22 protein-coding genes are annotated in these 24,839 nt (G+C 70.5%); 13 read left to right on the top strand and 9 right to left on the bottom strand.

The window, feature by feature from the left end; all coding sequences use genetic code 11:
* Positions 1-49: 49 nt before the first annotated feature.
* Positions 50-712: a response regulator transcription factor gene (locus EP757_RS32470; RefSeq protein ID WP_127552224.1), complete on the bottom strand. Its 663-nt coding sequence runs from the start codon at positions 710-712 to the stop codon at positions 50-52.
* Entirely contained in the window at positions 700-1,839 is a 1,140-nt protein-coding gene (locus tag EP757_RS32465; RefSeq protein ID WP_232050112.1) for a sensor histidine kinase, read from the bottom strand. The genes EP757_RS32470 and EP757_RS32465 overlap by 13 nt, the downstream gene beginning before the upstream one ends.
* Positions 1,840-1,947: 108 nt before the next feature.
* Between EP757_RS32465 and EP757_RS32460 the strand changes: the two genes are divergently transcribed.
* On the top strand, positions 1,948-2,367 hold the full coding sequence (locus EP757_RS32460) for a DUF6069 family protein (RefSeq protein WP_127552223.1): 420 nt from the start codon (positions 1,948-1,950) through the stop codon (positions 2,365-2,367).
* A gap of 34 nt (positions 2,368-2,401) precedes the next feature.
* Positions 2,402-3,250, top strand: a complete 849-nt coding sequence (locus EP757_RS32455; protein ID WP_127552222.1) for a patatin-like phospholipase family protein — start codon at positions 2,402-2,404, stop codon at positions 3,248-3,250.
* 16 nt (positions 3,251-3,266) lie between these two features.
* On the opposite strand, the gene EP757_RS32450 is transcribed toward EP757_RS32455, so the two are convergent.
* A complete protein-coding gene (locus EP757_RS32450; protein ID WP_127552221.1) occupies positions 3,267-4,214 on the bottom strand; it encodes an SDR family NAD(P)-dependent oxidoreductase in 948 nt (315 codons plus the stop codon).
* A 96-nt stretch (positions 4,215-4,310) separates the two neighbouring features.
* On the opposite strand from EP757_RS32450, the gene EP757_RS32445 reads away from it, so the two are divergent.
* A complete protein-coding gene (locus EP757_RS32445; protein ID WP_127552220.1) occupies positions 4,311-5,441 on the top strand; it encodes a DUF1996 domain-containing protein in 1,131 nt (376 codons plus the stop codon).
* On the opposite strand, the gene EP757_RS32440 is transcribed toward EP757_RS32445, so the two are convergent.
* Positions 5,438-5,827 (bottom strand): nuclear transport factor 2 family protein, encoded by a 390-nt coding sequence (locus tag EP757_RS32440; protein ID WP_127552219.1) that lies wholly within the window; start codon positions 5,825-5,827, stop codon positions 5,438-5,440. The two genes, EP757_RS32445 and EP757_RS32440, sit on opposite strands and share 4 nt — an antisense overlap.
* An 86-nt stretch (positions 5,828-5,913) precedes the next feature.
* Between EP757_RS32440 and EP757_RS32435 the strand changes: the two genes are divergently transcribed.
* The 7 genes from EP757_RS32435 (at position 5,914) to EP757_RS32405 (ending at position 14,139) form a co-directional block, all read left to right on the top strand.
* Complete coding sequence (locus EP757_RS32435; protein ID WP_127552218.1) at positions 5,914-7,653, top strand: hypothetical protein; 1,740 nt, start codon at positions 5,914-5,916, stop codon at positions 7,651-7,653.
* A 134-nt stretch (positions 7,654-7,787) separates the two neighbouring features.
* Positions 7,788-8,993, top strand: a complete 1,206-nt coding sequence (gene hppD, locus EP757_RS32430) for a 4-hydroxyphenylpyruvate dioxygenase (protein ID WP_127552217.1) — start codon at positions 7,788-7,790, stop codon at positions 8,991-8,993.
* Positions 8,994-8,995: 2 nt separating this feature from the next.
* Positions 8,996-10,192 (top strand): homogentisate 1,2-dioxygenase, encoded by a 1,197-nt coding sequence (locus EP757_RS32425; protein ID WP_127552216.1) that lies wholly within the window; start codon positions 8,996-8,998, stop codon positions 10,190-10,192.
* A complete protein-coding gene (locus EP757_RS32420) occupies positions 10,189-11,031 on the top strand; it encodes a hypothetical protein (RefSeq protein WP_127552215.1) in 843 nt (280 codons plus the stop codon). The genes EP757_RS32425 and EP757_RS32420 overlap by 4 nt, the downstream gene beginning before the upstream one ends.
* Complete coding sequence (gene fahA / locus EP757_RS32415; RefSeq protein WP_127552214.1) at positions 11,028-12,191, top strand: fumarylacetoacetase; 1,164 nt, start codon at positions 11,028-11,030, stop codon at positions 12,189-12,191. Before EP757_RS32420 ends, fahA begins: the two co-directional genes overlap by 4 nt.
* A 143-nt stretch (positions 12,192-12,334) precedes the next feature.
* Complete coding sequence (locus EP757_RS32410; protein ID WP_127552213.1) at positions 12,335-13,222, top strand: hypothetical protein; 888 nt, start codon at positions 12,335-12,337, stop codon at positions 13,220-13,222.
* Positions 13,219-14,139: a hypothetical protein gene (locus tag EP757_RS32405; protein ID WP_127552212.1), complete on the top strand. Its 921-nt coding sequence runs from the start codon at positions 13,219-13,221 to the stop codon at positions 14,137-14,139. The genes EP757_RS32410 and EP757_RS32405 overlap by 4 nt, the downstream gene beginning before the upstream one ends.
* A 75-nt stretch (positions 14,140-14,214) precedes the next feature.
* Here the strand turns inward: EP757_RS32405 and EP757_RS32400 are convergent, their stop codons facing one another.
* A complete protein-coding gene (locus EP757_RS32400) occupies positions 14,215-14,829 on the bottom strand; it encodes a maleylpyruvate isomerase family mycothiol-dependent enzyme (protein WP_127552211.1) in 615 nt (204 codons plus the stop codon).
* 54 nt (positions 14,830-14,883) lie between these two features.
* On the opposite strand from EP757_RS32400, the gene EP757_RS32395 reads away from it, so the two are divergent.
* The 3 genes from EP757_RS32395 to EP757_RS32385 all read left to right on the top strand — a co-directional run bounded on the left by EP757_RS32395 (position 14,884) and on the right by EP757_RS32385 (position 19,895).
* Positions 14,884-15,537: a helix-turn-helix domain-containing protein gene (locus tag EP757_RS32395; RefSeq protein WP_197725429.1), complete on the top strand. Its 654-nt coding sequence runs from the start codon at positions 14,884-14,886 to the stop codon at positions 15,535-15,537.
* Between the two features lie 135 nt (positions 15,538-15,672).
* On the top strand, positions 15,673-18,672 hold the full coding sequence (locus EP757_RS32390; RefSeq protein WP_127552209.1) for a glycosyl hydrolase 115 family protein: 3,000 nt from the start codon (positions 15,673-15,675) through the stop codon (positions 18,670-18,672).
* Complete coding sequence (locus EP757_RS32385) at positions 18,669-19,895, top strand: SGNH/GDSL hydrolase family protein (RefSeq protein ID WP_127552208.1); 1,227 nt, start codon at positions 18,669-18,671, stop codon at positions 19,893-19,895. Before EP757_RS32390 ends, EP757_RS32385 begins: the two co-directional genes overlap by 4 nt.
* Before the next feature lie 107 nt (positions 19,896-20,002).
* On the opposite strand, the gene EP757_RS32380 is transcribed toward EP757_RS32385, so the two are convergent.
* From EP757_RS32380 to EP757_RS32370, 4 genes are all read right to left on the bottom strand, one after another.
* Positions 20,003-20,362, bottom strand: a complete 360-nt coding sequence (locus EP757_RS32380; RefSeq protein ID WP_127552207.1) for an STAS domain-containing protein — start codon at positions 20,360-20,362, stop codon at positions 20,003-20,005.
* A 90-nt stretch (positions 20,363-20,452) separates the two neighbouring features.
* Complete coding sequence (locus tag EP757_RS43025; protein ID WP_160165944.1) at positions 20,453-20,596, bottom strand: hypothetical protein; 144 nt, start codon at positions 20,594-20,596, stop codon at positions 20,453-20,455.
* A gap of 14 nt (positions 20,597-20,610) precedes the next feature.
* Complete coding sequence (locus tag EP757_RS32375; RefSeq protein WP_127552206.1) at positions 20,611-22,209, bottom strand: methyl-accepting chemotaxis protein; 1,599 nt, start codon at positions 22,207-22,209, stop codon at positions 20,611-20,613.
* 175 nt (positions 22,210-22,384) lie between these two features.
* Positions 22,385-24,733 (bottom strand): glycoside hydrolase family 9 protein, encoded by a 2,349-nt coding sequence (locus EP757_RS32370; RefSeq protein ID WP_174262469.1) that lies wholly within the window; start codon positions 24,731-24,733, stop codon positions 22,385-22,387.
* Between the last annotated feature and the right edge of the window lie 106 nt (positions 24,734-24,839).

Below are 24,839 nucleotides of genomic sequence, written 5' to 3'. Positions count from 1 at the left end.
GCGGTCGGCGCGCCACGCCGCGCCGGGCAGGGGAGTGCCGAGCCGGCGATCAGATCAGTCCGGCGTCATGAGCGAGAAGAGCGATCTGGGTACGGTTATCAAGGTCGAGTTTGGTCAGGATCCGCGAGACATGGGTCTTCACGGTCGCGAGCGTCATGCCCAGCTCCGTCGCGATCTCGGCGTTGTTGTAGCCCCGGCCGATCGCCAGGACCACGTCCCGCTCCCGCGGACTGAGCGCGTCGAGAACCCTGGTGGCCTGCGCGAACGCCCCGGCCTGCACGGCGACCCGGTCCATCAGGCGGCGAGTGATCCTCGGTGACAGGATCGGCTCGCCGGCCGCGACCTGGCGGACCGCCTCGGCGATCCGGGCCGGCGGGGTGTCCTTGAGCAGGAAGCCGCTGGCGCCGGCCCGCAGCGCGTGCAGGATGTTCTCGTCGGTGTCGAAGGTGGTCAGCACGATCACCTCGGGCGGCCGGGGACGGGCCCGCAGCCGCCGGGTCGCGGTGATGCCGTCGACGCGCGGCATCCGCAGGTCCATCAGCACCACGTCGGGGGAGTGCGCGTCGGCCGCGGCCTGCACGCCATCGCCGTCGTCCGCCTCGCCGACGACGGCGATGCCGGGCGCGCCGTCCAGCATCATCGTCAGACCCGCGCGGACCAAGGCGTCGTCGTCGACGACGAGCACACGTACGGGCTGTGTCACGCCGGCCATGGTATCGACGCCCGTAGCCGGAATTCGCCCCCGGCCGCCTCGTGGTCGAGCCGCCCGCCGGCCAGGCGCACCCGTTCGGTGAGGCCGACCAGTCCCGCGCCGCCGGAGAAGCCGGGCGGCCCGCCACCGAGCTTGTTGATCACCGATACGGAGAGGCCGGCGCCGGGCCCGCCGTCCAGAGTGACACGGACGAGCTGGCCGGCGGCGTGCTTGCGGGCGTTCGTGAGCCCTTCCTGGATCACCCGGTAGGCCGTGCGGGCCACCGCCGGCGGCGCTTCGTCCGGCTTGTCCACGGTGACCGACAGTTCGACATCGGTGCCCGCGTCCCGGGACTCGTCCACCAGGCGCGGCACATCCCCGAGGACCGGCTGCGGCCGATCATCGTCGGACACCACGTCCTCGCGCAGCAGGTTGATCACCTCGCGTAGCTCCTCCAGCGCCTGATGCACCCCGCTGCGCACCACGCCGGCCGCCTTCGACATCTGCTCGGGCGACGAGTCCGGCCGGAACTCCATCGCGCCGGCGAACGTGGCGAGCAGCGACAACCGGTGGGCGAGCACGTCGTGCATCTCGTGGGCGATCTTGCGGCGTTCCAGCATCCGGGCCTCGGCGACCCGGCGGCCCTGTTCGGCCTCGGCCCGGCGAGCACGGTCGGTCAGCGATCTGATCAGCGCCTCACGGGCCTGCGCCCACGCGCCCCAGCCGAGCAGAGCGCCGTAGCCGGCGATGATCAAAATCAGCCACCATCCGTACGAGATACCGCCGTTGGAACGCCACATCCCCTGAACGGCGTGCGCGGCGATCCCGGCAGCGGCCACGGCCACCGCCTGCCGCGTAGGACACCGCCGGGCGACCTGCAGAGCGCCGATCGTGGCCGGCGGGGTGGCGGCCGGCGACACGGCGGCGAGGACCGTCAGCACCGCGGTGGCGGCGACCGGGCGCCACAGCACCAGCGGGGTGAGCAGCCAGCTCAGCACGCCGACGACCAGGTCGAGGGCGAGCAGCGGGCCGGGGGAGCGGTCACTCCACAGGCCGATGACCGTCATGGTGATCAGTAGCCCGGAGACGGCGAGCATGGCGGCGACGGCCGGGACGGCTCGGCCGCCTGCGGGGAGGTTCCTGATCACCCGGCGAGGCTAACCGGCGGGTGACCCGCCGCGACACCATCCAAAGTCGTAGTGCCGGCGTCTTCGGTCCGATGTGCACGCCGGGGTCCGGCCGGGACTCTGATCGGCATGACGAACGACATGCGGACCTCGAACCCGACGACCCACCGCCGCACCGGGCGGGCGATCACGGTGGCGGCCGGCGCGGCCGGTGCGCTGCTCCTGTGGGCGGTGAACGTGCCGTGGGGCGGTCTCGACCTCACCGTCCGGCAGGGCGGCGCCGTCCAGGAGATCGGCCCGGTCGCCGTCGTCGTGACGGCGCTGCTGGCCGGCTTCGCCGCCTGGGGACTTCTCGCGGTGCTGGAACGGCTGTCCGCACGGCCGGTGCCGACGTACCGGATCATCGCCTCGATCTTGCTGGTGATCTCGCTGGCCGGGCCGCTGGGCAGTGCCATCGGGCTGAGCAGCACCCTGGTCCTGGTCGGGATGCACGTGACCGTCGGCGCTGCCCTGATCATCGGGCTGCCCGGCCGGCGGAATTGCCGATGACCGTTTCTGGCGGTGTTCGGTTACCGTCCCGTAGGTGACGACAGCTCTGGTTCTCGGCGGTGGCGGCGTGACCGGCATCGCGTGGCATCTCGGCGTTCTCTGCGGCCTGCGACGGGCCGGTGTCCCGCTCGGCGACGCCGGCACGATCATCGGTACGTCGGCTGGTTCGGTGGTCGGCACGCTCCTCGCGGCGGGCGTCGACCTGGAGGCGGCGGTCGCGGCGCAGGAGCTCGAAGTGGCGCCGCGACCCCCTAGCAGCAACGGCAGCGGCGGAGGCGGGAGCGCTGCGAGGGTGATGGCGGCGTTCGCGGTGCTCGCTGATCCGTCGATCCCGCCGCAGCAGGCTCGGGCGCAGGTCGGGGCGCTGGCCCTGGCGGCGCCCAACCAGGACGAAGCCGGCTATCTGGCGCGGATGGAACCGCTGATCCCGGTCGCGGACTGGCCGGCCGATCGTGATCTGCGGCTGGTCGTCGTGGACGCGGTGGACGGGCGCGATGTGGTGCTGGACCGGGCTTCCGGCGCGTCGCTGCTGCAGGCCGTATCCGCCAGCTGCGCGGTGCCGGGACTGATGCCGCCGGTGACCATCGGCGATCGGCGGTACATCGACGGCGGAGTCCGGGTGGGCGCGGGCGCCGATCTGGCCGCCGGCGCTGATCACCTGGTCGTGATGGCGCCGATGGCAGCGCTCAGCCGGGATCGGATCCTGGTCGAGATGGCTGCCACCGGTGCGGGCAAGCAGCTGCTGATCGAGCCGGACGAGGCGGCGCTGGAGGAGTTCGGGCCGAACTTCATGGACCCGTCGCGGCGATCGGCGGCCGTGCGGGCCGGGCTGCGGCAAGGGGCGGCCCTCGCCGGCGAGGCGCGGGCGGTGTGGCCGGCCTGACCGGGACTCGCCCGGCTCAGGTGCGTGCGTCGAAGCGGGCGGCGGCTCGGATGGCCAGGGCTGCCCCGGCCGCTGCTGCTCCGGTCGCCGCGACGACCGCTGATCTCGACCATTTGCGGCGGCGGGTGGCGGCCTCGAAGTCGGCCGGGGGCGGCACCGGCGTGAAGACGTTGCCGTTGTGCGGGGCCACCTCCTCGCGGGAGAGGCCGCCGATGCGCATGAGCGGGCCGACGAGCGCGTCGTAGAGCGGCGGCATCGTCACGAAGCCCAGCTGGATGATGCGGTTCGTGATGCCGACGGTGACCACCGCTCGGGGGCGGCGGGCGCAGCGCAGGATCGCGGCCGCCACCTTCTCCGGTGAGTCGACCGGGGGTGGCGGCTGGCCGTAGCGCCCGGCGAAATTCGCGGCGGTCCGGTAGATCGGCGTGTCGACGGCGCCGGGCGACACCAGGCAGACGTGGATGCCCGGTGCGTCCCGGGTCTCCAGCCGCAGGGAGCGCACGAGAGCGCGCAGTCCCCACTTGCTGGTGACATATGAGCTCGTGTACGGGGTGACGACCGTCCCCAGCAGCGATCCGCCGTAGATCAGGACACCGTGTCCCTGCCGGCGGAACCGGGCCAGCGCGGTGCGCGCCACGTTCGCGGCCCCGATCAGGTCCGTCTCGACGACCTGGTTGAACACGTCGGCGGGCACGTCCTCGAACCGGCCGTACGCCATCACCGCGGCGGTGTGCACCCACACGTCGACGTCGCCGTCAGGGATGCCGTCGATCGCCGCTCGGTCGTTCACGTCGGCGGCGGTCACCCGTACATCGGAAGCTCCTGCATCGAGACAGGCCTGGGCGACCGACTCCAACTGCGGGCGGGAACGGGCCACGAGGATCAGGCGCGCGCCTTCCCGGGCGTAGGCGAGGGCCACGGCACGTCCGACGCCGCTGGAGGCGCCGGTGATCACAACTGTCACGACACCGGCTGTACCCCGGGGTTCCACGGTTAAGCAATAACTGTTATCCGCGGCCGCCGGCGCCTGTCTCCTTTCCTGACCTTGGAAAGGACGAAGATGCGGATTCACTCCCGAGCCGTGCTCGCCGTCGTGACGGCCTCGGTGCTCGCCGCCGGTGGGCTCTACCTGATCATCGCCGGATCCGGCGAGGGCCCGGGCGCCGGCGTGCCGCGCGCGCAGCCGGTCGCCGGTCAGGCGAAGGCCACCACCGGGGAAGCCACCCCGCCCGCTACTGCCACCACCAGCGCCGCGAGCCCGTCGCCTTCCACGATCCAGGCGAGTGCCAGTGCGAGTGCCGGCGCCAGTGCCCCGGCGAGGCAAGCCGCGAGGGGCGGCTGGGTGAAGGTCGATCAGGCGCTCTGGAAGAAGCAACTCGCCGCGTTCAAGGCCCTCAAACCCGCCCCGGTCCGGAACAACCCGGTGAAGGTGCCGGAGTTCCACGTCGACTGCACCGTCGCGAAGCAGTCGCCGGACGACGCCATCGTCTTCCCGAATCTGCCCGGCGCCTCGCACATGCACACGTTCTTCGGCCCGGACATCATCGGTGCGAGCACCACGACGAAGGACCTGCTGGCCGCGGAGAAGACCAGCTGCCGGACCAAGGGCGACAACTCGGCGTACTGGATGCCGCAGCTCACCCGGAACGGCAAGCCGGTCCCGCCGCACGGCTTTCGCATCTACTACGGCTCCCGGCTGAAGGATCCGAGCAGAACCACCATCCTCCCGCCCGGCCTCGTGATGATCGCCGGTGACGCCAAGCGGCAGGAGCCGACGCCGAAGGACAGCGGCATCAACCAGTTCTGGTGCGCCGGCGCCGCCGAGGTGGGCCGCAGCGCCGACGGCAACTGGCCGAAGTGCGGCACGGGCGGCCGGATGATCATCTCGATCACGTTCCCGGACTGCTGGGACGGCAAGCACGTCGATTCGCCGGACCACAGGTCGCACGTCGGGCCGGCCGGCCCGGACGGCACCTGCGCCGGCGGGAGGTTCCCGGTCGCGATCCCGTCGATCTCGGAGCTGTTCACCTACGACACGCGCGGCGGCGACGGATTCGCGCTCTCCTCGGGCCTGCCGTCGTCGGCACACATGGACATGATGAACGGCTGGGATCCCGCGGTGCTCGGCCCGCTGGTGCGCACCTGCATCAACCAGGGCGTCAAGTGCGGGACGACGCCGACGTTCGACTAACCGAGGGCCTCGCGCCGGATCTGGTCGAACTGGGCGGCCATCGCCTCGGCCAGGGCCTGCGCGCCGGTCAGCGGCCGGACCATCACCATGATGTCGTCGATCAGCCCGTTCTCGTCGACGTGCAGGAAGTCGCAGCCGGTCACCGCCTTGCCGTTCACCGTGGCCTCGAAGACCAGCGCGTGGTCGCGGCCGTCCGCCTCGCCGATCTCCCGGACGTAGCGGAAGTCCTCGAAGACGCGCAGCGCGCCGCGCAGGATGGCGGCGGTGATCGGCTTGCCGGGGTAGGGCTTGAACGCGACCGGGCTGGTGAACATCACGTCGTCGGCGAGCAGTGCCTCGAGCGCGGCGGTGTCACGGGCTTCCACAGCGGCACGGAACGTCTTCATCGCATCCCCCTGATAGTAAATTTGTTGACTATGTCCGGTGAGCCTATAGCCTCGGCACGCGTCATGGAATGCCGAAGGGAACGGGCTTGGGGACTGCGGACGACCTGCGGCTGCTGCGCGACTACGAGCCGGTGGCCAAGTTCACCGAGGGTGAGTACTTCTTCCCGGTGTCGGTCGAGCGGTACGTGAGCCGGGCCGGTCTGTGGCGCGCCGACCCCGGCAACACCCCGGTGCGGATCTCCGATCCGGGCAGCCTCAGCCTGGGCAGCCTCGCCACCGCCGGCGGGCCGCAGCACGGCGTCGGCTACTCGCTCTCCGGTATCGGCGCCGGCGAGAAGCACGCGCACATCCCGCTCCGGGAACGCCCGCCGCACCTCGCCCGGGCCAGCCGGCTCGCGTCGGTCGGCCTCACCGCCCGCCTGGTCGACACGCTGAACCGCTTCTCGCTGCTCTTCCGCGGCAGCGTCCCGGGTGGCAGCGCCGCGCACTCCTGGTTGCTGCAGCGCGACCACCTGGAGCCGATGCGGCCGATGTACTACGGGCGGGTGGTCCGCGACGACCCGTGGATCGTCCTGCAGTACTGGTACTTCTACAGCTTCAACAACTGGCGCTCGGCGTTCGGCGGCGTCAACGAACACGAAGGCGACTGGGAACAGGTCACCATCTTCCTGGACGCCGCCGCCGGCGCGCCCCGGCCGGCGTGGGTGGTCTTCTCCGCGCACGACGAGGTCGGCGACGATCTGCGGCGACGCTGGGACGACCCGGATCTGAGCCTGGTCGGCGGCCGGCATCCGGTCGTCTTCGTGGGCGCCGGCTCGCATTCCGGTGCCTACCTCGCCGGCGACTACCTGATCACGGTGCGGCCGCCGCGGCTGCGCGGCCTGGTCGACGCTCTGCGCTGGTCGGCCCGGCTCATGGCGCCCTGGTCCGGGGAGCATCAGAAGACCGTGGGGATTCCGTACGTCGACTACGCGCGTGGCGACGGCCGTTCCGTCGGACCCGGGCAGCCCGAGGCCTGGCATCCGGTGGTGATCGGCGACGACACCCCGTGGGTACGCGACTTCCGGGGCCTGTGGGGGCGCGACACCCGGGACCGGCTCGGCGGGGAACGCGGACCGGCCGGTCCCCGGTACACGCGGGACGGCAGCGTACGAGCCTGCTGGGCCGACCCCGTCGGCTGGGCCGGCCTCGCCAAGGTGGTGCCGAACCCGGCCGAGGAGAAGCGCTACGCCGAGATCCGCACCCAGCGTGACCGCGACCGGATCGCCGAACTGGACGACGAGATCAGCGCGCTGCGGCACGAACTCGCCGTGGAGGCGGCCGGTCTCGCCCCCGCCGACCCGGAGGTGCGGGCCCTGGTCGGCCGGGAGCAGAGGCTGCTCGGCCTGCGGATGGAACGCACCCGCCTCGCCGACGAGTTGCACCGGACGTCCACGGCCGGCCCGGTCGCCCAGAACCCGCACGACCATCTGCTGCACCGGCGGCTGCCGATGGAACCGGCCGAGGGGTTCCTGGGCCGGGCCCAGTCCTGGTGGGCGGTGCTGAGCACGCCGCTGATCCTCTGGGCGATCGGGGCCTTGGCCTCGCCGATCACCCAGATCGCCGGGCAGGAGACGGCTCTGGTCCTGCTGTTGCTCCTGCTCTGCGTGGAGGGCTTCGTCCGCGGCAAACTGCTGGCGGTCCTGCTGCGCATCCTGCTGGCCTGCGCCACCCTGTTCCTGCTCGCGGTCCTCTGGTTCGACGGCCGCTACGTGGTCACCTTCGGCTTCTTCGCGGCGGCGCTCCTGGTCCTCCTCGTCAACATCAGAGAATCCTGGCGCCGCTAGTCAATCTGTCCACTACCCGTGGGTAAGAACTCGGCGTTCTGTGCAATCTGCGAGCTGAGAAAACTACTTGTTGCGCAGAGCACAGCCTCCTCGCCAGCCTGTGAGACATCGCCGGTCTCATTGAAGGGGGCATGATGTCCGTCAACGACACGCTGACCAACGAGGAGCGGCTCGCCGAGCTCGACCTGGACACGCTCAAGCAGCTGGTCGGTCTCGTCGAGTACGACTCCGCCGGAGATCCGTTCCCGGTGACCGGCTGGGATGCGATCGTCTGGGCGGTCGGGAACGCCACGCAGAGCGCGCACTTCTTCCAGTCGGCGTTCGGGATGGAGCTGATCGCGTACTCGGGTCCGGAGACCGGCAACCGCGATCACATGTCGTACGTGCTGAAGAGCGGCGCGATCCGGTTCGTGATCCAGGGCGGCGTCGACCCGGACAGCCCGGTCATCGCCCACCACGCCCGGCACGGTGACGGCATCACCGACATCGCCCTCGCGGTCCCCGACGTCGACAAGTGCGTGGAGCACGCCCGCGCGCAGGGCGCCACCGTCCTCGAGGAGCCGCACGACGTCAGCGACGAGCACGGCACCGTGCGGATCGCCGCGATCGCCGCGTACGGCGAGACCCGGCACACCCTGATCAACCGCGACCACTACACGGGTCCCTACCTGCCCGGCTACGTGGCGCGCACCTCCAGCCACCGCAAGCGCGCGGGCGCCCCCAAGCGGATCTTCCAGGCGCTCGACCACGTGGTCGGCAACGTCGAGCTCGGCGCCATGGACGAGTGGGTGGACTTCTACAACCGGGTCCTCGGCTTCACCAACATGGCCGAGTTCATCGGCGACGACATCGCCACCGACTACTCGGCGCTGATGTCGAAGGTGGTCGCGTCCGGCAACCACCGGGTCAAGTTCCCGCTCAACGAGCCGGCGCTCGGCAAGAAGAAGTCGCAGATCGACGAGTACCTGGAGTTCTACCGGGGACCGGGCGCCCAGCACCTCGCGCTCGCCACGAACGACATCCTGCGGGCCGTCGACGCGCTGGTCGAGGAAGGCGTCGAGTTCCTGGCGACCCCGGACTCCTACTACGAGGACCCGGAGCTGCGGGCCCGGATCGGCAACGTGCGGGTGCCGATCGAGGAGCTGCAGAAGCGCGGCATCCTGGTGGACCGGGACGAGGACGGCTACCTGCTGCAGATCTTCACGAAGCCGATCGGCGACCGGCCCACGGTGTTCTTCGAGCTGATCGAGCGGCACGGCTCGCTCGGGTTCGGCAAGGGCAACTTCAAGGCGCTGTTCGAGGCGATCGAGCGCGAGCAGGCCAAACGTGGGAACTTCTAGTCATGGCCTTCTATCAGCGGGCCGGCTCCGTCCCGCCCAAACGGCACACCCAGCATCGTGATCCTTCCGGTGCCCTGTACTACGAGGAGCTGATGGGCGAGGAGGGCTTCTCCTCCGACTCGTCGCTGCTCTACCACCGGCACGTCCCGTCGGCGGTGGTCGGCGCCCGGATCTGGCAGCTGCCGGATCAGGCCACCACCGCCAACCAGCCGCTGCTGCCGCGCCACCTCAAGCTGCACACGCTCTTCGAGGGCCTCGACTGGAAGTCGTGCGACGCGGTCCAGGACCGCCGGCTGGTGCTCGGCAACGCGGATGTCCGCATCAACTATGTCGTCTGCGGGACGGCGTCGCCGCTGTACCGCAACGCCGTCGGCGACGAATGCGTCTATGTCGAGGCCGGGACCGGCACCGTGGAGACCGTTTTCGGTCACTTGGACGTGTCGCCCGGCGACTATGTGATCATTCCTCGGGCCACCACGCATCGGTGGGTGCCGTCCGGAGAGCTGCCGCTGCGCCTCTATGCGATCGAGGCGAACAGTCACATCGCGCCGCCCAAGCGGTACCTCTCGCGGTACGGGCAGTTCCTGGAGCACTCGCCGTACTGCGAGCGCGATCTGCGGCTGCCGGTCGCCGCGGATCCGGTGGACGAGCAGCAGGTCGAGGTCTACATCAAGCACCGCGGCGACGGTCCTGGCGGGCTCGCCGGCAGCGTGCACGTGCTGCCGCACCACCCGTTCGACGTGGTCGGCTGGGACGGGTGCCTCTACCCGTACGCGTTCAACATCGCCGACTACGAGCCGATCACCGGGCGGATCCACCAGCCGCCGCCCGTGCACCAGGTCTTCGAGGGCGCCAACTTCGTGATCTGCAACTTCGTGCCGCGCAAGGTCGACTACCACCCGCTCGCCGTGCCGGTGCCGTACTACCACTCCAACGTCGACTCCGACGAGGTCATGTTCTACGTCGGCGGCGACTACGAAGCCCGGAAGGGATCAGGCATCAACGTCGGGTCGATCAGCCTGCACCCGGGCGGCTATCCGCACGGGCCGCAGCCGGCCGCGATCGAGGCGAGCCTCGGCGCGGAACGATTCGACGAGACCGCCGTCATGGTCGACACGTTCCGTCCGCTCGGTCTGGGTGAGGCGGGCCGGATCAGCGACGACGGGGTCTATGCGTGGACCTGGGCGCGTAAGCCGTGAATCCGCCCTTCCCGAGCCCTCTCTTCCTGGGCCTCTTCGACGACGCGGCGATCTTCCCGCCCGGTGATCTGCCGCTGCCGGACGCGGTGAAGGCCCACCGGGAGCGCGCGGTGTCGCCGCTCGCGCCGCTGCTCGGCCCGTTCGTCTGCTCGGCGGCGCGCCTCGACGCGCTCGCCCTCGCCGTGTCCGATCCGGGATGGCCGCCGCTGCCGGTGTCGCTGACCGTTCCCGCTCCGGTCCCGGGCCTCGCGGTGCCGGCTGCTTCCGGGCCGGTCGCGATCGTGGAGGTTGCGGCGGCGATGACCGGTATTGATCTGGTTGCGGTGGAAGGGCCAGGCCTTGACGCCCTCCCCGGTGCCCTGACCACCTACCGCGAGATGCCCCTGGCGGAGATCACCGTGCCTCGCCTTGCGGCTCTGCGCGACGCGGGCGTGCGATTGAAGATCAGGACCGGCGGGGTACGGGCGGAAGCCTTCCCGGCGGAGCACGACCTGGCCGCCGCGCTCTGGTCGGCGGCGCGGGCCGGATGTCCCTTCAAGCTGACGGCGGGACTGCACGACCCGGTCCGTCATCGCGACGCGACGACCGGTTTCGAACATCACGGCTTCCTCAACGTGCTGCTGGCGACCGCGCACGCCGTCCAGGGCGGCGACATCGGCGAGGTGGCGGCGGCGCTCGCCGACCAGGACGCGCACCGGGTCGCCGCGGCGATCACGACCATCGACGCCCCTCTCGCCCAGCGGGTCCGCGAGCTCTTCGTGAGCTTCGGGACGTGCAGCGTCAGCGAGCCGGTCGGCGGCCTTTCAGATCTTGGACTACTCCCGGAGGAACTGCGGTGAACAGGCATTCCGGTATCGGCGCGCTGCCCTACGGAATCTTCAGCACGCCTGACGAGCCGCATCGGCGGGCCGGTGTGGCGCTCGGTGACCAGATCATCGACCTGCCGGCCGCGGTGCGCCGCCTCGACCCGTCGCTGGCCGCCGCGGTGACCGGCCCGACGCTCGACGCCCTGCTCGCCGCCGGCCCGGCGGTCTGGTCGTCGCTGCGGGCCTCGCTGATCACCTGGGTGACCGACGAAGCCCATCGCGACCTGCTGCCGACGGTGCCCGCCGCCGACGCCGTCATGCACCTGCCGTTCACCGTCGCCGACTACGTCGACTTCTACGCGTCCGAGCAGCACGCGACGAACCTCGGCCGGATCCTGCGACCCGGTCAGGAACCGCTCACCGCGAACTGGAAGCACCTCCCGATCGGCTACCACGGCCGCGCCGGCACCGTCGTCGTGTCCGGGACCGACATCGTCCGCCCGAGCGGGCTGCGGCCCGGAGCGGAGTTCGGCGCGTCGCAGCGGCTTGACATCGAGGCCGAGCTCGGCTTCGTCGTCGGCGCACCGTCGACGCTCGGAACCCCGGTGCCACTGGCCGATTTCGATCAGCACGTCTTCGGGGTGTGCCTGGTCAACGACTGGTCGGCGCGCGACATCCAGGCGTTCGAGTACGTCCCCCTCGGCCCGTTCCTCGGCAAGAGCTTCGCCACCTCGGTGTCGCCGTGGATCGTGCCGCTGGCCGCGCTGGAGCACGCCCGGGTGCCGCCGCCGGTACGGGACGTGCCGCTGTCGGCGTACCTGGACGACGAGAAGACGCCGTCCTGGGGTCTCGACGTGCGCCTGGAGATCCGCCTCAACGGCCAGGTGATCTCGACGCCGACGTTCGAGGGCATGTACTGGACGCCCGCCCAGATGCTCGCCCACATGACCGTCAACGGCGCTGCCCTCCGTACCGGCGACCTCTACGCGTCGGGGACGATCAGTGGCGGCTCCCCGGGCTCCCTGATCGAACTGTCCTGGAACGGCCAGGAGCCGCTGCACCTCGCCGACGGCTCGGCCCGCGCCTTCCTCCACGACGGCGACGAGGTGGTCATCAGCGCGGTGGCCCCGGGCGAGAACGGCACGCTGATCAGCCTGGGCGAGGTCAGCGGCCGGATCCTCGGAGCCCGCTGACCGGGTGAGGCGGCCGCGACCCGGTGAAGGGCCGGGGTGGTCGCCTGTCCGGAGGCCGACACCGCGAGCGCCGTTATCCGCTATGGGCCGGTCCGTGGCCCTGCTATCCAGGCAGGAGAGACCCGTTCGGTGAAGGGACGGCCATGTCTGCCGACCGCCGCCGCGTGGCCGCCGTGGTGGCGACGTTCGCCCTCGTGCTGATGGCCGGAGTGGTGTGGCTCGTCCGCACCGCGACCGGTCATCCCGCCTCGTCCGCCGGCGGTGGCACCGCGATCTCCGCGCCGGCCTCCCCACCGCCGTCGCGGGTCGGCGCGACGTCCTCGGCCCGGGCCGGCGACCCCACGGGCGGGACGCGGCCCGGCGAGGACACGCAACCGCCGGGCGAGGACACGACGGGACCCGATGACCAGGCGACGCGATCCGGTGACGGGCCGCTGTCCACGGCCACGCCGCCGGGCACGCCGGGCACACCGGGGAACGGCGATCAGGCCGGAGAACCGACCGGGGGTGGCGGAGACCCGCCCGCGCCGATGCGGTCGGTGCGGATCAACGGGCCGCTGGGCGGAGGGCCGATGGACGATTCCTGCCGTATGTTCCAGAACGCATTCGGCGTGCCGCTCACCGTGGAATCAGTCGGGTTGGCGTCCGCCGACGACGGCATGACCCTCGACTACGAGCATTGTCCGGCGAAGACGTTCGCCTCGGTGGACGCCGAGCTGCAACCGTGTAGACCGAGCGCCCGGATCTCGGCCGGCCACTCCTGCTACACCGGCGCCGAACTGGACGAGGACAAGCGCCTGCCGCCGGGCAGTGGTGAGAATCGCCGCGAGTACGAGGCGGTGGCGCGGATCGTGTTCACGGCCCAGTGCGTCTCCACCGAGGTGACGCCCTGCTCGGAGGAGGCGGTGACGCTCCTGTCCCCGTCGGCCGGCGAGCCGGTGGTGGTCACCTGGGAGGCGACCGCCACGGCACCGTTCCGGCGGATCGGCCGCGACGACCGGACGCCGGATCCGGCCGGGTCGCCGCCGTGACCGAGCCGGAGAACAGGGCCCGTACCGTCGGCGACCGCCTCATGGAGCTGGCCGGAGTGCTGGCGCCGACCACGGTGATCACCGCGCTGCTGTTCTACTTCGGCGCCGTGTACACCGACGGCCGTCTCGCCTACTACGGGATCCAGCTGGGGCTGGCCGACCTGTCGACGCAGGACGTGGTCCTCTACGGCACCGAGGCGATCTTCAACCCGCTCGCCGTCCTGCTGATCGCGATCCTGCTCGCTCTGCTCGGCCACGCCGGGGTGACGTGGGTGCTGGCCGGGGACGGCCACCGCGGGCGGGGACTCGTCGCAGCGGGGCTGCTCGCGCTGGTCGGCCTGGTGCTCGCGGCCCGGGCCGTGATCGGGATGACCGACGCGGAGGTGTACCTGCACGAGCGTACGGCGCTGACCCCGCTCGCCCTCGCGGTGAGCCCGGTCCTGATCGCCTACGCGGCCTGGATCGCCGGCCGGGTCGTCCTGGGCGGGCCGCCGGGCCGGATCCGGCGCTGGTACGAGGACGCCCCGACGGTCCGGCTGCGGCGTGCGGCGGCCGCGGCGGGGATCGTCCTGACCGTGGCCGGACTGTTCTGGGCGACCAACCGGGTCGCGTTCACCCTCGGCCTGAGCCGCAGCTACGACGAGGCCGTCGACGCCGGCAGCGCCTACCGGGTCGTCCTCGACATGCGGGACCCGCTGGTGGACCTGCCGGACGGCGTGACCGAGGAGCGCCTGCCGGCCGCGGGCGAGGACGCGCCGCGTTTCCGCTACCGGGGGCTGCGCCTGGTGCTCGAGTCGGGTGGCCGGCTGTTCCTCGTCCCGGAGAGGTGGACCAGGAACGGCCGGACCCTCGTGGTGGCCTACGACGGATCGGTGCGCCTGCAGCTGATCCCGCCGCCGAAGAATCTCGCGCCGTAGGCACGGCCGGCGCGTCAGGAAGTCGGGCGCGTCAGGAAGTCGGGCGCGTCAGGAAGTCGGGCGCGTCGGGCACGGTCAGCGCGTCAGGCGGGCGGCCCCCGGTCCGGTGAGTTCGCCGGGGCCGGTGGGGCGCTGCGTGAACGCCAGGAGCAGCGCCAGGGCCGAGCCCCGCACCTCGTCGCCTCTGCCCTGGTCGACCGGCGCGTCGGAGGCGATCACTCGCAGGCCGGCCGCCGACTCGCGGCCGCCGCCCATCTTGACCGTGGTGCGCAGCTGGAATCGCAGCGCCTCGGCCACCTCCGCGACCGGATAGTCGCCGGTCAGGCCCACCGCACGCCGGATGTCCTCGCCGTGCACGAACGCCTCGACCAGCCGCGTGGCGATCGGCGCGGGCGGGGTGCTGGCGCGATCGGCGACGGCCCGGAACGCGGCGAGCGTCCGGTCCGGATCGGCATGGCGCTCGCGGGCCACCCCGCGAGCGTTCTGGCGGTCGAAGTCGAAGCGTGCCGCGATCATGTCGCGGACGAAGCCGAGCCGCGTCGTCTTCGCGGTGTCGACCAGGTGGGCGACGACGTCGTGCACGTCCCAGCCGGCGCACGCGGTCGGGGCACTCCACTGCTCGGGCGTGAGTCTCTCCAGGTCACGGATCAGAGCCGCGCGCTCGTCATGAACCACCGTCCAGACCGTCATGCCGCTACTAAAACAGTAGTTCGGACTACCGTGCAAGTAGTTAGAATGTGCGACGTGGCGGACCGGCGGACCTACGGCTCCTATGACGACGGCTGTGCGTCAGCGCACGCGCTCGACCTGATCGGCGAGCGGTGGGCGCTCATCGTCGTCCGCGAGCTGATCCTGCGTTCGAAGCGGTTCGCCGACCTCCAGCACGACATCCCCGGTATCGGCCCCGGTGCGCTGTCCCGCCGTCTCCGCGATCTCGAGGAGTCCGGGATCGTGGTCCGCCGAACCCTGCCGCGCCCCGCCGCCGTGACCGTTTATGACCTCACGGACTGGGGGCGTTCGCTGGAGGAGGTGAACGCGGCCCTGTCGCGATGGGCGGTCCGGTCGCCGGCGCTGCCGCTGGACGCCGACATGAGCCCGGACACCCTGGTCCTGGCCATGCGGGCGCACGCCCGCCCGGCGCCGGCCGGTGTTCCCGAGACCAGGGTTGGCCTGACGCTGACGCGTGGTGAGCCGGCCGCGTACCTGGCGACGGTGAGCCCGGCGGGCACGACGATCGTGGCGGCCGACGGTTTCGGCGATGTGCACGCTCGCGTGGAGGCGACGACCCGGGTGTGGAAGTCGCTGGTCATCGCGGGCGCCGATCTGGACACGGCCGAGGTCGGGGTGACCGGGGACCGTGCGGCAGTCCGGTCGCTGCTGGCCGCCACCCGCCTCTGAGGTGTAGTTGGGCTTCGCGTGCCTCCGGAAGTTTCGGTGGCCGCTCGATCGATGCACTCCTTGACGCTATCGATGTGTGACTATATGTTGCGGACGTCCTCCTGAAACATCCCCGAAACTTTCGGAGGCCTGTCCATGCCTCGCCGTTCCCGTTCCCTCGCTCTCCTCACCGCAGGCGCGCTCGCCGTGACCCTGTCGCCGGTGGCAGCGTCGCCACCGGCGGCAGCCTCGGCGGATACCGGCGGCTACATCTCCACCACCCCCGGCCCCGGCCGGTTCCCGCTCGTCGCCGTGGGCCGGGCGGCACCCATCGTCGTCGACGACGGCGACTTCCCCGGTGTCGTGCGGGTCGCCGGCGATCTGCGGTCCGATCTGGCCCGGGCGACGGATGTGCAGCCGTCGATCGGTGCGGTGGCGACGCCCGGCCGCGATCCGATCATCGTCGGAACTCTCGGCCGCAGCGAGATCGTCGACCGGCTGGCCGCGAAGGGGAAGATCGACACTCGCGGTGTCGCCGGGAAATGGGAGACCTCGCTGCAGCAGGTCGTGGAGAACCCGCTGCCCGGCATCAAGCGGGCATTCGTCATCGCCGGCAGCGATCAGCGCGGCACCATCTTCGGCGTCTACGACGTCTCGAAACGCATCGGCGTCTCGCCGTGGCATTTCTGGGACGACGTCCCGGTCCCGCACGCCGACGCGCTCTATGCGCTCCCGGGCCGGCACACGCAGGGCACGCCGAAGGTGAAGTACCGCGGGTTCTTCGTCAACGACGAGAACCCGGCGACCGGCACCTGGGCACCGAACTACTTCGGGCCGGGGAAGGCGCCCGGCTACGAGGGCGGATTGAATGCCGCCTACTACGCGAAGGTCTTCGAGACCATGTTGCGGCTCAAGGCGAACTATCTGTGGCCGGCCGTGTGGGGTCGCGCGTTCGCCGAGGACGACCCGGCCAACCACGAGACGGCCTCCGCGTACGGGGTCGTCATGGGCACCTCGCACGAAGCGCCGATGATGCGCGGCATCGAGGAATGGAACCGGCACGCGAAAGCGGCGGTACGGGACGCGAACGGCACGATCGTCACCCCGGGCAGCGACCCGTACGGCGGAACCGGCGAGTGGAGTTTCCGGCGTAACCGGGACGCGATCGTCGAGTATTGGCGTGACGGCGCCCGCCGGATGAAGGACCGGGGATTCGAGGGCGTCATCACGCTCGGCATGCGCGGGAACGGTGACGTGAGCCTGCCCGACGGCGACGGCATCGACCTGATGAGCTCCATCATCGACACCCAGCGCGCCATTCTCCGCGAATTCGGCCTGCAGGAGGCGCCGCAGGTGCAGACCCTCTACAAGGAGGTGCAGCGGTACTGGGACAAGGGGTATCAGCCGCCCTCCGACGTGACAGTGGTCTTCTGCGACGACAACTGGGGCAACATGCGGAAGCTGCCGCACGCCGGTCTGCCGGAGCGCAGTGGCGGTTACGGGTTGTACTACCACTTCGACTACGTTGGGGACGGCCGCAACTACAAGTGGGTGGACACCACCAATCTGGTGAACACGTGGGAGCAGCTCCATCTGTCGTACCAGAAGGGGGTCGACCGTCTCTGGGTCGTCAACGTCGGCGATCTGAAGAACGAGGAGCTGCCCACCCAGTTCTTCCTCGACTACGCGTGGAATCCGGACGCCATTCCGCTGTCCCGGCTGGGGGAGTGGGAGAAGGGCTATGCCGCGCAGAACTTCGGCGCGCAGAAGGCCGGGCCGATCGCCGGGGTGCTCGCCGAGTACGGCCGCCTGCAGTCGCGCCGCAAGCCGGAACTGCTGAACCGCCGGATCACCGGTGACGCCACGACGGTGGTCTACAACGACCAGGAGAATCCGTACAGCCTCACCGCCTACCGCGAGATGGACCGGGTCGTCGCCGAATGGCAGCGGCTGGCTTCCTCCTCGGCGCGGATCAGAGCCCGGATTCCGGCCGCAGCGCAGGACGCCTATTTCCAGCTCGTCGACTATCAGGTGCAGGCGACGGCGAATCTGTACGAGCTACGCCGCGCCGCATTCACCAACATCCTCTATGCGGCGCAGGGCCGGTCGGCGACGAACGACGTGGCCGATGAGGCGGAGGCGCGATTCGCCGAGGATCAGGCGCTGAGCGACCGGTACAACACGAGGATCGCCGGCGGGAAATGGGCGGGCTGGCAGACGCAGCCGAAGATCGGGTACGGCAATGCCGCCCGGTACAACAACGCGGGCTGGCAGCAGCCGCAGACCGACGATCACGTCGCGCTGCCCGACGAGATCTTCCCCTATCTGAAGCGCATCGAGGTGCCGCGGGAAGCCGCCATGGGCATCGACGACCGGCTCGCCGAGTTGAATCCGTGGCAGGCGCAACCGGAGCAGTTCTTCGAGATCTACAACACGGGCGCGACCGCTTTCGACTACCGGATCCGCACCGGACAGCCGTGGCTGAAGGTCAGCCGCGCTCAGGGTCGGGTGGACGATCAGGTGCGGGTCGGTGTCTCGGTCGACTGGAGGCGGGCGCCACGCGGGCTGTCCTCCGTACCGATCATGGTCGAAGGCCCGGGCGGCACCCGGATCGTGCGGGCCGCGGTGCGCAACCCCGCGCAGAGGCCGGTGGGTTTCGCCGAGGCGGACGGCTACGTGGCGATCAACGCCGATCACTACGATCGTCGTTCGGGCAATTGGCGGCTGCTGCCGAAGATCGGCAAGGTGGGCAACGGGATGGCCGCCGTGACCGGAAAGGGTCGTCTCGAATACACGATGACGCTCACCACGTCCGGGCCGGTGAAGATCTCCGCGATCCTGTCGCCGCGCAACAACGTGCTGCCGGAGGCGGGTCTGGAGTACGCGATCGCGCTCGACGGGCAACCGGCGCAGACGGTCGACGTGATCGCCGCGACCGGCGCCGACGACACCACGATGAACCGGCAGTGGGCGCGCAACACCTCGGAGAACGCGAACGTCACCACCACTACGCACGTAGTCGACAAGCCGGGCGTGCACACCCTGACATTCGAGGCCGTCGATCCGACGGTGATCCTGCAGCGGCTGATCGTCGACACCGGCGGCGTGGAATACAGCTACCTGGGCCCGCCGGAGAGCCGGAGGTTCGGACGATGAAGCGGCGAACTCTGCTCGCGTCCTCCGGGGCGGTGGCGTCCGGGGCGATCATCGGCCGCGATGTGTCCGGCCGCTCCGACCGGAAACGATGGGTGCACACCTGGACCGGGATGCCCCAGCTGACCGAACCGCACAACATGCCGCCGGCGCCGTTCGCGACCCTCGCCGACACGACGCTGCGGCAGACCGTGCGGATCACCGCGGGCGGGAGCCGGCTGCGGGTGCGCTACTCGAACGCGTTCGGTGGCGTCGATCTGCCGATCACGGCGGCCGGCGTCGCGCTGCCGGTCGGCAACCAGGCCGGATCCTCGGCGATCCGCGCGGGCACGTCCCGTCCGCTGACCTTCGGCGGCCGGCCGTCGGTGGTCGTGCCGATCGGCGCGCAGATCGTCTCCGACCCGATCGACCTGCCGGTGCTGGCCGCCGCGAACCTGACGGTGACCACATATCTCGCCGAGGGGCAGAACACCACGTCGATCACCTCGCACCCGGGCTCGCGCACCACGTCGTGGCTGGTCAACGGCGATCAGCACGACGCGCTCGACCTGACCGGCGCCACTCCGGTCGATCACTGGTACCTGCTCAGCGGCATCGAGGTGCACGCCGAGGCGAATGGGCTCGTCCTGGTCGGCGACTCGCTGACCGACGGCCGCGGATCGACGACGAACGGCAACGACCGCTGGCCCGACCAGCTCTTCGACGGGCTCCGCGATCCGCGTCTGGCGGTGCTGAACCAGGCCGCCGGCGGCAACCGGGTGCTGCGCGACGGGCTCGGCCCCAACGCGCTGGCCCGCCTCGACCGGGACGTGCTCGCGGTCAGCGGCGCGAGCTGGCTGCTCGTCTTCGAGGGCGTCAACGACATCGGCGTGGCGCCTGCGGCCGATTCTGATCAGCAGCTGATCGTTGCCGAGCTGATCGGCGCCTATCGGCAGATCGTATTGCGGGCCCACGCGGCCGACCTGCGAGTGTACGGAGCGACGTTGACACCGTTCGGCGGCAACATCTACGACGACGTGACCGGGCTGCGGGAACGCTCCCGGCAGGCGGTGAACGCGGCCATCCGGGAGGGATTGTTCGACGCCGTCGTCGACTTCGACGCCGCGGTCCGCGATCCGGCGGCGCCCCGGCAGCTGGCGGCCGCCTACGACACCGGTGACCACCTGCACCTCAACCCGGCCGGTTATGCGGCCTTGGCGGCAGCGATCCCACGCCGTCTCTTGTGAGCTACGCGTGTCCGTGCTCGTGGTGACGGGTTCGCTCGCCACGGGCACGGACCGTCAGTCTGTGGGTGGCAGGCACACGCCCCGATCCGTGCAGTGCTCAGGTCAGGTCAGGCCGGCTCGCGCAGCCGGGCCATCGCCTCGGAGCGCCGCCCGTACAGCTCGAACATCGTCTTTGCGTGCAACGCCTCCAGCGCGTTCATCAGCTCCGGCGACGGTTCGGCGAAGCAGATCCTGCTGTCGCGCAGATGGGCTCGCTCCTGGATCTGCAGCAGCACGGACAAGCCTGCCCGGTCGATCGAGGTCGCCGCGGAGAGGTCGACGACGACGCCGTCATAGCGGTCCACCGCCCACGCCAGCACGTCACGCAGGCCGGCGGTGACATCGCCGTCGATGCTGTCGCGTACCTCGACGAGCAGCAACTCGTCGTGTTCGCTGGTCCAGATGACAGGTGAATGCGTCGTCAACATGAGTCGACGATCATCGCTGTACTCGGCGGAAGCCGCACGAACACATGACGGTCTCGTGACAGTCCCGGCAACTCGCCCCAAACGGACCAGTCAGGAGTGTTGCGGCGCGGGCGTCGTCACCTTGCCGGTCTCGGGATAGGCCTGGTTGCGGACGGCCTGCTCGACCTGCTCGGGCGTGGGGGCCCAATCCCGCGGCTGGGTGGCGTTGATCTGCGCGACGTCATGCATGGCCACGTCATACCCCGTGGTCAATGTTTGAATCCACCGACGAGATTCGCCATGTCGTCGGCGAGGCGCGTCAGGTCGGCGGCGGTGCGCTGGGTGGTCCGGGCGGCATCGGCCGTGGACGACGCGACCTCCGCCACCGTCGAGACCGTCCCGGCCACCCCGCTGCTGCTTCCGGCGGCCTCGGCCACGGTACGGCTCATCTCCCCGGTGGTGGCGGTCTGCTCCTCGACGGCCGAGGCGATCGTCGTCGTGTAGTCGCCGATCTGCTGGATCACGTCCCGGATCTCGTGGATGGCCCGGGCGGCGGACTCGCTCGACCCCTGGATGGCGCCGATCCGCGCGGTGATCTCCTCGGTGGCCTTGGCGGTCTGCTGGGCGAGTTCCTTCACCTCGCCCGCCACGACCGCGAATCCCTTGCCGAGCTCCCCGGCCCGGGCCGCCTCGATCGTCGCGTTCAGGGCGAGCAGATTGGTCTGCTCGGCGATCGAGGTGATCAGCCGGACCACGTCGCTGATCTCGGCGCTCGCCGCTCCGAGCTCGGCGACCTGCTCGTTGGTGCGGTTCGCGACGGCGAGACCCTGCTGTGCCACCTCGGCGGCCTGGGCGGCGTTCGACGCGATCTCGCTGATCGACGCCGACATCTGCTCGGCGCCGGCCGCGATCGTCTGCACCCCGTGGCTGACCTCCTCCGAGGACGTCGTCGCGTCGGCTGCCTGCTGCGCCACTTCGGCCGCGTCGGATTCCAGGCGCGAACTGATCGTGGTCAGTTGAGTGGCCTCCCGGGACAACGCCTCCGCGGCCTGGCCCATCCGTCCGCCGATCGTCTCGCGCAGGCCGCTGCTCGCAGCGTTCAGCGACGACGCCATGAGGGCGAGCTCGTCGGTGGTGTGCACGGGAACCCGGACGGTCAGATCCCCGTTCTCCAGGGCCTTCAGGGCCGCCGTGACCTCGTGCACCGGTCCGGCGATGCGCCGCGCCAGCACCACACCGGCGCCGGCGATCGCGATCAGGAGCGCGCCGCAACCGAAACCGATCACCGGCTGGGCCCTGGTCGCCGAGTCGTCGGCGGCTGAACTCCGCGCCCGGAGAAGGGTGACCTCGGCGCTCTGCAAGTCCGTCAGCACCGTGCGGATCTGATCCATGACGGTCTTCCCGGCGCCGCTCTGCACCACCTTCAGTGCCGCGGGGAAGCCGCCGGCGCCGCCACGCAGATCGATGGTCTCCTGGAGTTCAGCCAGCTTGTCGTCCACCAGAGGGGCCAGGGTGTCGAGGCGTTTCTGCTGCTCGGCGTTGTCCGCGGTGAGCGTGCGCAGTGCCTGCTGCTCGGCGACCAGGTCGGTTCTCGCCTGCGTGTAGGGAGCGAGGTAATCCTCGTCACCGGTGATCAGGTAGCCGCGCTGACCGGTCTCGGCGTCCTTGAGGCTGGCGGAGAGCCCCACCAACTGAGCGAGCACCTGATAGGTGTGGTCGACCTTCGCGGCGGTGTCGTCGAGTGTCTCGACGGATCGATAACCGGTCGCGCCGATGATCACGAGACCGATTCCGGCAGCGGCCAGCACCGCTGCGATCTTGCGACTGAGTGTCCAGCGCAGCGCCGGTGCTGCCGATGAGACGCTCATGAGACTTGCCCCCCGTCAGTGAGCGGCCAGAAGCGGGCACATCGTCCTCGTTCGGCGTGCACACCGGAGCCTTGAGACGCCGGACAGCGGTTGGCCCCCAAGGGTCAAGATCATGCTTTGGTACGGGTGGCAGCACCGTGCAGGCTGCCGCCACCCGTCGCGCGAGGACCCGCCGTCATACCACCGTGCAGGCGGCGCCGTTGAGGCTGAACGAGGCGGGCTTCGGATTGGACCCGGTGTGGGTCCCGTTGAAGCCGAAACTCACCGCGCCGCCGGCCGCCAGGCTCCCGTTGTAGGAGGCGTTGGCGGCGGTCACCTGCGTGCCGCTCTGGGTGACCGTCGCCGACCAGCCCTGGGAGACCTTCTGGCCCGCCGCGAACGGGAACACCAGACTCCAGCCGTTCACCGCGACCGGCCCGTTCGTGATCGTGACGGTGGCGGTGAACCCGGTGCTCCAGTCGCTCGTCGTGTACGCCACCCGGCACCCGGCAGCGGGCGACACGGACGGCGACACCGAAGGTGACACCGACGGCGACACTGAGGGTGACACCGAGGGAGACACGGACGGTGAGACCGATGGGGACGCGGACGGTGACGACGACACCGACGGCGACGGTGAAGCGCCACCCGGCACCGAGCCCCACACCAGCGCCGGCCCGTCCCACAGCGGCACACCGGGATTGGCGCCCGCGGCGGCCTGGTACGACGGATCGTCGGCCGGGTCCCACACCCCGCCCTCGGCCACACCGATCTTGAGCTGGACCTCCATCCGGTGCGCCGACTGCCCGGCCGGCGCGATCGTGTGCCCCGTGCAGTCCACTTCGACGTACCAGATGTCGCCGGAATGCTGCTTGGCGCTGGTCGGGCCGGGGCAGCCCTGCGTGTACGGCGAGCTGATCTGCAGCGCCGTGTCGTCGTCGCGGGTGAAGTAGTACCGGAACTTCCCGCTGGTCAGCTTCCGCGCCGGGAACGCCGACTTGTTGTAGACGATCACCTTGACGCCGGTCGACCGGGTCTCGTTCTGCATGACCGTGGTCTCGACCGACATCTCCGGGATGTCCGGGGTGACAGCCGGCGGGAACCCGGTCAGCGGCGCCCCGCCGAACTCGCCGTAGAGCCGCGCGACGGCCGAGGTGAACCCCGCGTTGTAGTCCGTCGCCACCTCGTTCATGACGTAGTCGCCGCGGTTGTCCACGTAGGCGTCGTCCGGTGACGACGGGCCGCCGACCAGAGCGCCGTACAGCACGTGGCGGGTCTGTTCGGGTACGAGTTGACTGTCCCACCACGAGCCATGGGCCGTACGGTGGTGGGGGTTCTGCGGTGAACCGACGCCGAAGCCGATCACGTAGCTCGCGTTGCGCGGGTTGTCACCCAGGGCATAGTTCACCTGCCGGACGGCGAAGTCGTGGTAGCGCTGCTTGCGGGTGGCGTCGCTCAGGTGATCGCTGTGGACGAGCGCCACGAACGCCGTGTTCGCCGCGTAGCGCAGCGCGCCCCAGGAGTCGACCACCACCATGCCGCCGGGTGACGTGCGGACCTTCTCGCCGTTCACCCCGACGGTGAACCAGTCGAGCCAGCGGTTGGCGTCGTCGATGTACTTCTGCTTGCCGGTCAGCTGGGCGAGCAGCACGTAGTTGCCGTACTGCTTGTTGTCCCAGGAGATCGTCCACTTGTACATCTTCGTGCTGGTCTGGTTCTCGTTGCCCTGCGCGTCGTAACCGGCCTCCGCCTTCGTCAGATACGCAGCGTCACCGGTTGCCCGGTGCAGCCAGATCGCTCCCCACACCAGCTCGTCGGCGTAACCGCTCCACGATCGGTAGAACGACGTCGCGTCGGTGATGCACTCGTGATAGCTCTTGCGCACCCGGTCGGCGAACGAGTACAGCTGCTTCGCGTGCGTGAGCAGCGTGTCCGCGTAGGCCGCGTCGGTCGGCCGGAAGACCAGCGAGCTCGCTGCCATGGCGGCCGCCGTCTCCGCCGCCAGCTCGCTGCCACCACAGGTCGCATCGATCCTGTACGCCGGCCGCGCCATCGGCATGACCTCCGCCGGACCCCACCACTTGTGGTCGTCGTCGCCCTTGCCGACCTGCCCGTAGAGCACATCGGCGCTCGGGTGCGCCTTGATGAAGTAGTCGTTCGGCACGCGCAGGTTGTTCAGCAGGTGAGTGAGCTGGCCGGAGCTCGCGTAGGCGGCGCGGTTCTCCACGGCGCCCCACGCCAGCATCGTGGTCGTGAACGCCATCGGCAGCCCGAACTTGACGTGGTCGCCGGCGTCGTACCAGCCGCCGGTCAGGTCGAGGCCGGCGTCGGCGCCGTCGGTCAGGCCTGAGTCGCCGCGCCAGGAGACGCGGTTCCACGACGGTTTCTTGCCGGACACCTGGGCTTCGTAGAAGAGCAGGGATTTCTGGAGCGCTTCGCCGTAGCTGTACGCGGGGGCAGCGGCGGCATCGGATGGGGAGGCCGCCCAGAGCAGGCCGGCGCCGAGGGCGGCGGCCGCGAGGACGGCGGGGATTCTCAGTTTCATCGGCGGTCCCACCTCGAAGGACAGTGAGCAATTCTCAACCTGGCATCGGGCCTGAGGCTGCCGCGCCGGTGTCCGTCATCGTGACATGGGAGCGCTCCCATTTCAA

It is taken from the genome of Actinoplanes sp. OR16 (assembly GCF_004001265.1).
In the GTDB taxonomy this organism is placed as follows: Bacteria; Actinomycetota; Actinomycetes; order Mycobacteriales; family Micromonosporaceae; genus Actinoplanes.
Note: the sequence above shows the minus strand (reverse complement) of the source record. Positions and strands in the feature narration are given on the sequence as shown.